At 55.0% G+C, this 6068-nt stretch carries 3 protein-coding genes and 1 tRNA gene; 2 read left to right on the top strand and 2 right to left on the bottom strand.

Annotated features, from left to right (window positions below; translation table 11 throughout):
- Positions 1-216: 216 nt before the first annotated feature.
- Both KBY72_RS13815 and KBY72_RS13810 read right to left on the bottom strand, forming a co-directional pair.
- Positions 217-2598 carry a DUF3987 domain-containing protein gene (locus KBY72_RS13815; RefSeq protein ID WP_254961461.1) on the bottom strand — a complete coding sequence of 794 codons (2382 nt, stop codon included), beginning with the start codon at positions 2596-2598 and terminating at the stop codon, positions 217-219.
- A 726-nt stretch (positions 2599-3324) separates the two neighbouring features.
- On the bottom strand, positions 3325-4338 hold the full coding sequence (locus KBY72_RS13810) for a hypothetical protein (protein ID WP_254993815.1): 1014 nt from the start codon (positions 4336-4338) through the stop codon (positions 3325-3327).
- A 362-nt stretch (positions 4339-4700) separates the two neighbouring features.
- On the opposite strand from KBY72_RS13810, the gene KBY72_RS13805 reads away from it, so the two are divergent.
- Positions 4701-4774 (top strand) — tRNA-Pro (locus KBY72_RS13805).
- Positions 4775-4915: 141 nt separating this feature from the next.
- A complete protein-coding gene (locus KBY72_RS13800) occupies positions 4916-5578 on the top strand; it encodes an alpha/beta family hydrolase (RefSeq protein WP_254993814.1) in 663 nt (220 codons plus the stop codon).
- Positions 5579-6068 lie beyond the last annotated feature (490 nt).

The following is a 6068-nucleotide window of genomic DNA, read 5'->3' as shown; positions in this document are numbered from 1 at the left end:
ACCAGTGCTTCTTGGGGAATCGGGTGGACAATTTTTGGGGCCCCCAGTGTGTCTCGTGCTCCAGAGTGATCCTCATTCCACTCCAGCTAGATGTATGTAGGGGGGTCTTTTTTTGTACACCCTATTCTCTTAAAAGCTAGTCACTGACTGGAAAGAGGGGGTGGACATTTAGGTGGACACCTTGGTGGACAGAAGGTGGACATGGGGTGGACCGTTTCATCGCACCACCCTGATCGCTTTGCAACCATCCAGAAGAAGCACCAATCCGTGGCTTTGGAGCATCGTGGCAATTTGCTTTAGCTCCTCCAATGTCGGACGACTGCGGTGTGGCCATCCTTTTCGGAGAGTAGCTAGCGAAACCCCTTGCTTTGCGAACTTTCCTTGGCGCTTTCTTGCCATCTCAAGGAGTCGATCTGCCTGCTCAAGCCTTGGATTGGCGGCTCGCTCTTGCAGTTGTACTGCTCGTGTCTTGCCTGCCATCACCAAATTGGTTGCTAGCTGGAGCGACCGAGCGCTTACAACCGTGACCTTATTTATGTATCCCCTTTCCACTCGTTCTTCTTGACCAGTCGCCAGTCGCATGAAGTGGATAGCTGCAGACACCCTCAACACTTGTCCTGGACCCTTTGCCCACAATGCCTCTACTTCCTCACTGTTGGCCTGTAGGGACAATTCCTCCAACTGATCAAAAAGTTTCTTGAATAGCTCCTCCGCATCTAGCGACAACAAGTAAGTGCTACTTGACTCCTCAAGTGCGGCCAGGTACAGATCACCAATGTGATCCTTCAACTTGTCAGTCTGTTCATCCGGCTGGATCAACTCACGTTTAAGCCTTGGCAGATGAACGAAAAGTGGCCTGCTATTAAAACCATTGGCATTGCCGGCTTCCAGCTGCTCAAGGAACACCCTCGGTTGGATACCCCCGATCACGCTGAGCTTTCCGCAACGAACCTCACGTGATTTTTTTGAATCAGCAAACACGTCGTTGGAGTAGGCACCGTCATAGCTCGATAACCAAAATTCGACGTCCCCAACACTGGCACCACCGTCATCAGCCATTTGCTTGAGCCAACCATTTAATTCATCTCGTACTAAAAGACCCGGTACCTCGTCGCCATGTTCGGCAAGATCTGCCCGAATCCCTTGGGTAGTTGGCGCGGTATAGATCAAATTTCGCTTGCGGAATGCAGGAACATCCTCACCCGCATCACTGGAAATCCTTCGGCAATCCATTTCCCGCTTATTCCAAGCATCAATTGCGCTGATCGGCTTTGCCATCGGGAAGTTGATCAGCATGTTGAGCAGTACGGACTTGGCGGTTCCGCTAACGCCAATTAGGAAAAGCCACACTGCTGGAATCTCTACCATCGACCATCCCTTGATGCGGAGAGCAGGGGGCAACATCGCGGCCACCCCAGCCATCACTGTCATCACGATGGCCTCATCACTGAACTTCAACCCTTCTCTTAGGACGCGAAACATTGGCAGCCAATCAGCTGGAACGTAATCAGCAAGGGAAATAGTGGGAGGCTCACCACGAAGAAGAAGGGCTTCGAGCGCATCGGTGAGGTCCTGACGCCGCTCAATCTCAAGACGGCACTGTTCAGCAAACTTGGCCAAGCCAATTTGGTTATAGCCCTTGGGTTGCTGGTTGATCAACTCCTGGATTTCTGTCGCGTTAGCACCTTCATCAACCAACTGGCGAATTTTGGTATGGGCATCTTCTTGGTGAAGCTTCAGACCCACTTCAGCGGTAGTTCCCCAAGGCACCCTCCCAACGCGTGCAAGCTCTATCCTTGCCAGGAACTCCGTAATAGGTTCGTCATACTCAGCCCGATTAAATGGCTTGATGATATTTGCCCAATCTTCCAGGCTGCATTCACTGGGTCGCTCCAATTGATCCTTAGGCAACAACCACATAGCCGCTTCCTGATGATATCCCTGCTTCTTAAGCTCTTCAGATCGACGCTTATCCTGGATATTATGCCGTCCTGATTGGATGCATCCATCGGGATCAATATGCTGTTCAAGCTCGTTCCATATAGTAAAAATTTCAAGAAAACGGCTCCTCGGTATAACAGTAAGCAGCATATCGAACTCCATCCACAGCCAGGTGGCCTTGCTAGCCAGATCACCATCGATACTTTCAATAGATTCGCTTTCACTGCTGCCCAACCCTTGCCAAGGCTTAGGTTCATATTTATCGCTATCGTCATCGTGTCGAAATCGAAAGCGATCGTACTGCTGCCATCCCTCCCACAGCACGTTCTTTGCCTCTTTGACCCATCGATCAACATCGATCACTAGTGATTGCTCGCATACTTCTGGCTCGGACTCCAATGATGACTCGGACTGAATTTCCTTAAGGCGATCTAGCTGATCCCAAAGCCACTCTGCTCGATGATCGATTGGTGGAAGTTCATCATCTTCAGGGGTATCATCTGGCAGATCAAACCACTCCTGCAACAGCTGTTCAGCATGCGAGCGCTGGTCGATCCAATTTTCAATGGCGCCAAGCTGCTGGAGCTTCCCAATGGCAGCAAAAATCTCTTCAACCGATCGAGACCCCTCATTGGGGGTTAAAATGGCTTGGTTCATGTGCGGCTTCCTCCTAGGAAGTTGTTTGTGATGGACGGAAGCAGGGCCTGGGCGTGAAGAACTTCAGCCCTGCTTCCGTGTGAGCAGTTTTCAGCAGACAGAATCAATATCTCCCCAACCAAGTGACTTAGCACCCGCTGAGATCAGCAAGCGAGCCAGCTCCGAGGAACTGGATTCCAGCTGGATTGCCTTGACCGCCAAATTGGCAAGCATCGGCTTAGAAACACGAAGCGATAACGGCTGATTAACAGCCAAATACCGCTCACGATCTCTCCTTTCAGTTAAAACCTGCATTGGCATACCTCCTGGCTAAGTATAGCAGTGTATGCATATAAATTGGAAACATAGGGGACTAGATAGTCTTAATATTTCTACTGTTAAACAGTAAAGCTGCTACGTCAATTGCGGAGTCACTTCAACACTCCTGTCCATCCGGCCATTGCGACCCGCACGGCAGCTATTGACCACAAGCGAGGACTGGTGCGATGGGGGCCAGATGCAATGAAGTGCTCCCCGGCGCGAAGATAGCCGTCGCGACAACGCCTATGAAGAGTGTCGCGACTGATCTGCAAGACAAAAACAGCTTCGTTGGTCCGAAGCCACTCGCCTGTGTGAATCTGATTTGGGATTGCCATGGCACTGGGTCAGTCCCTCTTTTCCGCCTTTTAACTCGCGGAACGGGAGGGTTTGCCTGAGGAGCGCCATGGGTGGGCCGTCATCTCAACATTAGCCCGAATCTGCCAATTGCGTCAACTTGCGACAGCGCATGGCTGCTTCCATCGCGCTGTCGATTGTTGCCTCGTCGGTCCACCTTCCGTAATGCCGCGAGTGAGTCTCGACAGAGTGGCCCATCAGGGCTGCAGCCACTCGCGCACTCAGCCCATATGCCTGGTGCGCTCGCAGGGCATACCCGTGCCGGAATCCGTAGCAGGTAGCTCCTGAGGTGGCCAGATCTATCCATGCCTGTTGCCGGCTTAGATAACGACGAGCCGCATCAGCCACCCCACCTCCAAACGGTGGCAAGGCCTCACCCGCCTCGATTCGTTCGCGCAACCTCCACTCGACTTCCCACTCAGGGTGCAGGGCTCGGAGCTGGCGTGGCCTCGTCGATCCCCCGCCACTCCGTTTTATGTAGTCGCACCACAGGCCTCCGGCTGGTTCCATGCGCAGGTGCAGCAATTCGACTGGCCGTAGGCCGTAGGCAGACATCAGCTGAAAGGCGTAATTCCACCTCTGCCCTGCCGTGTCCTGCGGCAGACCATTGAGCAGGCCAAGGATCTGATCGTCGTTAAGGGGTACTCCGTCCACTCGCCCGGCTCGTTGTTCACCGACGTAGCTCTTCAGGCTGGGGGGTGGGGTCCAGCGATCAGCTTGCAAGAGATCGTTTTCGACCCCCCAGCGGCACATTGCGGCGAGATGCTGCAAAACCACCTGGCGACGGCGGGACCCCGGCGGCCATGCCTCTCCGGCCAGGGTTAACAGCGACTTGGCGTCAACTGCCTTGTCAGCGACAACCTGAAGACGCTTCGCCGATTTCCCGTAATCGACAAGCCAGGTGCTGTCTTTGATCTGGCCGGTCCGATGGACCTTGTAGACCCCGAACGCTTCCCACGCGGCCAATAACTCCAGTCCGACGGGGGCGATGCCACGTTCAGGTGGGGGAACGGCTTTACCACGGATCACCTCTAGTGCCTGGCGCAGGGTGAGGCCCATAGCAAGCTGTTGGGCTACGCGCTCCACAACCTCCTGTATGTGGCGAGCCTGCCCTGGCACCCACAAGAAGGGAAGAACAGCTGTTCCTCTGGTGCCGTCGGCATATCGGACATCAAGCTTCGCCTTGCCGCTTTGTTCCCCCAATCGGTAAGCAGGACCAACGGTGCTCTTCAGCTGTGCCCTTAAGCCCTGCACCCATGGCGGGGCGTCGGATCGACGGGTCATGGGGGCCCTGCGGCGCTAGTGACAGAAAAGTGACGAGCTAGTGATATCCAAGTGATATCCAGCCACTACATGCTGCCATTTGCCCCTGCCCGCTACAAGCCCCAAACCCGTTGGCACAGCAAGAATCCAGTGCTGGCCAGTAATCCACTACTATGACGAAGGAACGGGGCGTGGCGCAGCTTGGTAGCGCGGGTGCTTTGGGAGCACTAGGTCGCAGGTTCGAATCCTGTCGCCCCGATTGACTTTTCACCGATAGGCCGCTGACCCTGCGGTCAAATTGCGGTCAAACTGGCACCGCGGTCAATGACCGCAACATGTCAGTCGCCATCAGGCAAGCAGCGATTGTTGAGGTCCGAGCGGCGTCCGCGAGGATCAACCCATGAATCCTGCTGATAGGGCTGCTCCTCGGTTGATCGATGGTCCAGCTGACGCTCTTGGCACCGTTGTGCTGGCCCATGGGGCCGGTGCACCGATGGATAGCCCCTTCATGGCTGCTATTGCCAGCGGCCTGGCGCAACACGGCTGGCGGGTGCTGCGCTTTGAATTTGCCTACATGGCACGGCAGCGCTTCCTTGAGCGCCGCCAAGGGCCCGATCGAATGCCCGTCTTGCAGCAGGCCCTCCGCCAGCAGGTGCAGCTGGAGAGGCAGCTCAATCCAAACCTGCCCCTGTTTATTGGCGGCAAGTCGATGGGCGGCCGGGTAGCGAGCCTGCTGCTAGATGAGCTTGCAGCCAGCTATGGAGTGAAGGGTTGCCTTTGCCTTGGCTATCCCTTCCATCCCCCAGGCAAACCGCTGCAGCTACGCACCGAGCACCTGGCCACCCTGCAGACGCCAGCACTGATCTTGCAGGGCGAACGCGACAGCTTTGGGCGCCGTGAGGAGGTTGACTCCTACAGCCTCTCGCAACAGATACAGCTGCGCTGGATACCTAGTGGTAACCACAGCTTTAAGCCCACCCGCAGCTCTGGTCTGAGCGAGGCGGAGAACTGGACGACAGCTGTGGAATTCAGTGATCACTTACTACGGCTGCTGCTGGGTTGATGGGGTTCGGATGCAAGTCGCAGGTGAATCATCACTGGCGTTATCCGGAGAAGCCGAACCTGGCAGCCAGGCAGTAAAACCAGATTTCTAGTACCCACCAAACTCTCTTGGCCATGTCAGGCGAATTGATCACCTTTGTATTATTTGTTGAGCCAGATTGACTTGATGCGGCCATTTCAGCGGCTGATCTTGTAACTCGGAAGCGAGCGCTTATTCGAGAATCCACCCAGCAGCTCTCGCCTCAAAAGCATCGCCCAATTCGAAAGTGTGGTGCGTGAGGTTGGCCTCGATGCCCGGCACCTTGAGATCTATAGGCGGGTCGCCAGCAGCGGCATCCGCTGCATTTATGGACTCGTCTATGACGAGCAAACCAGTGGACTACTTAATGATGCAGGACGGGTGAAAGGCAGTTACGGGGCAGCAGCTGTTGTCCGGTCATGGTAGCGCCCCTCTGAGTGGTGTAACTCAGGAGGTCCTGTGACCCTCTCCG

The organism is Cyanobium sp. BA5m-21 (genome assembly GCF_024346235.1).
Classification (GTDB): Bacteria; Cyanobacteriota; Cyanobacteriia; order PCC-6307; family Cyanobiaceae; genus Cyanobium_A; species Cyanobium_A usitatum.
Note: the sequence above shows the minus strand (reverse complement) of the source record. Positions and strands in the feature narration are given on the sequence as shown.

What these genes read in the sequence shown, in the direction of transcription:
- KBY72_RS13815 (WP_254961461.1), bottom strand. Translation starts at nt 2,598, where the DNA reads ATGAACCAAGCCATTTTAACCCCCAATGAGGGGTCTCGATCGGTTGAA.
- KBY72_RS13800 (WP_254993814.1), top strand. Translation starts at nt 4,916, where the DNA reads ATGAATCCTGCTGATAGGGCTGCTCCTCGGTTGATCGATGGTCCAGCT.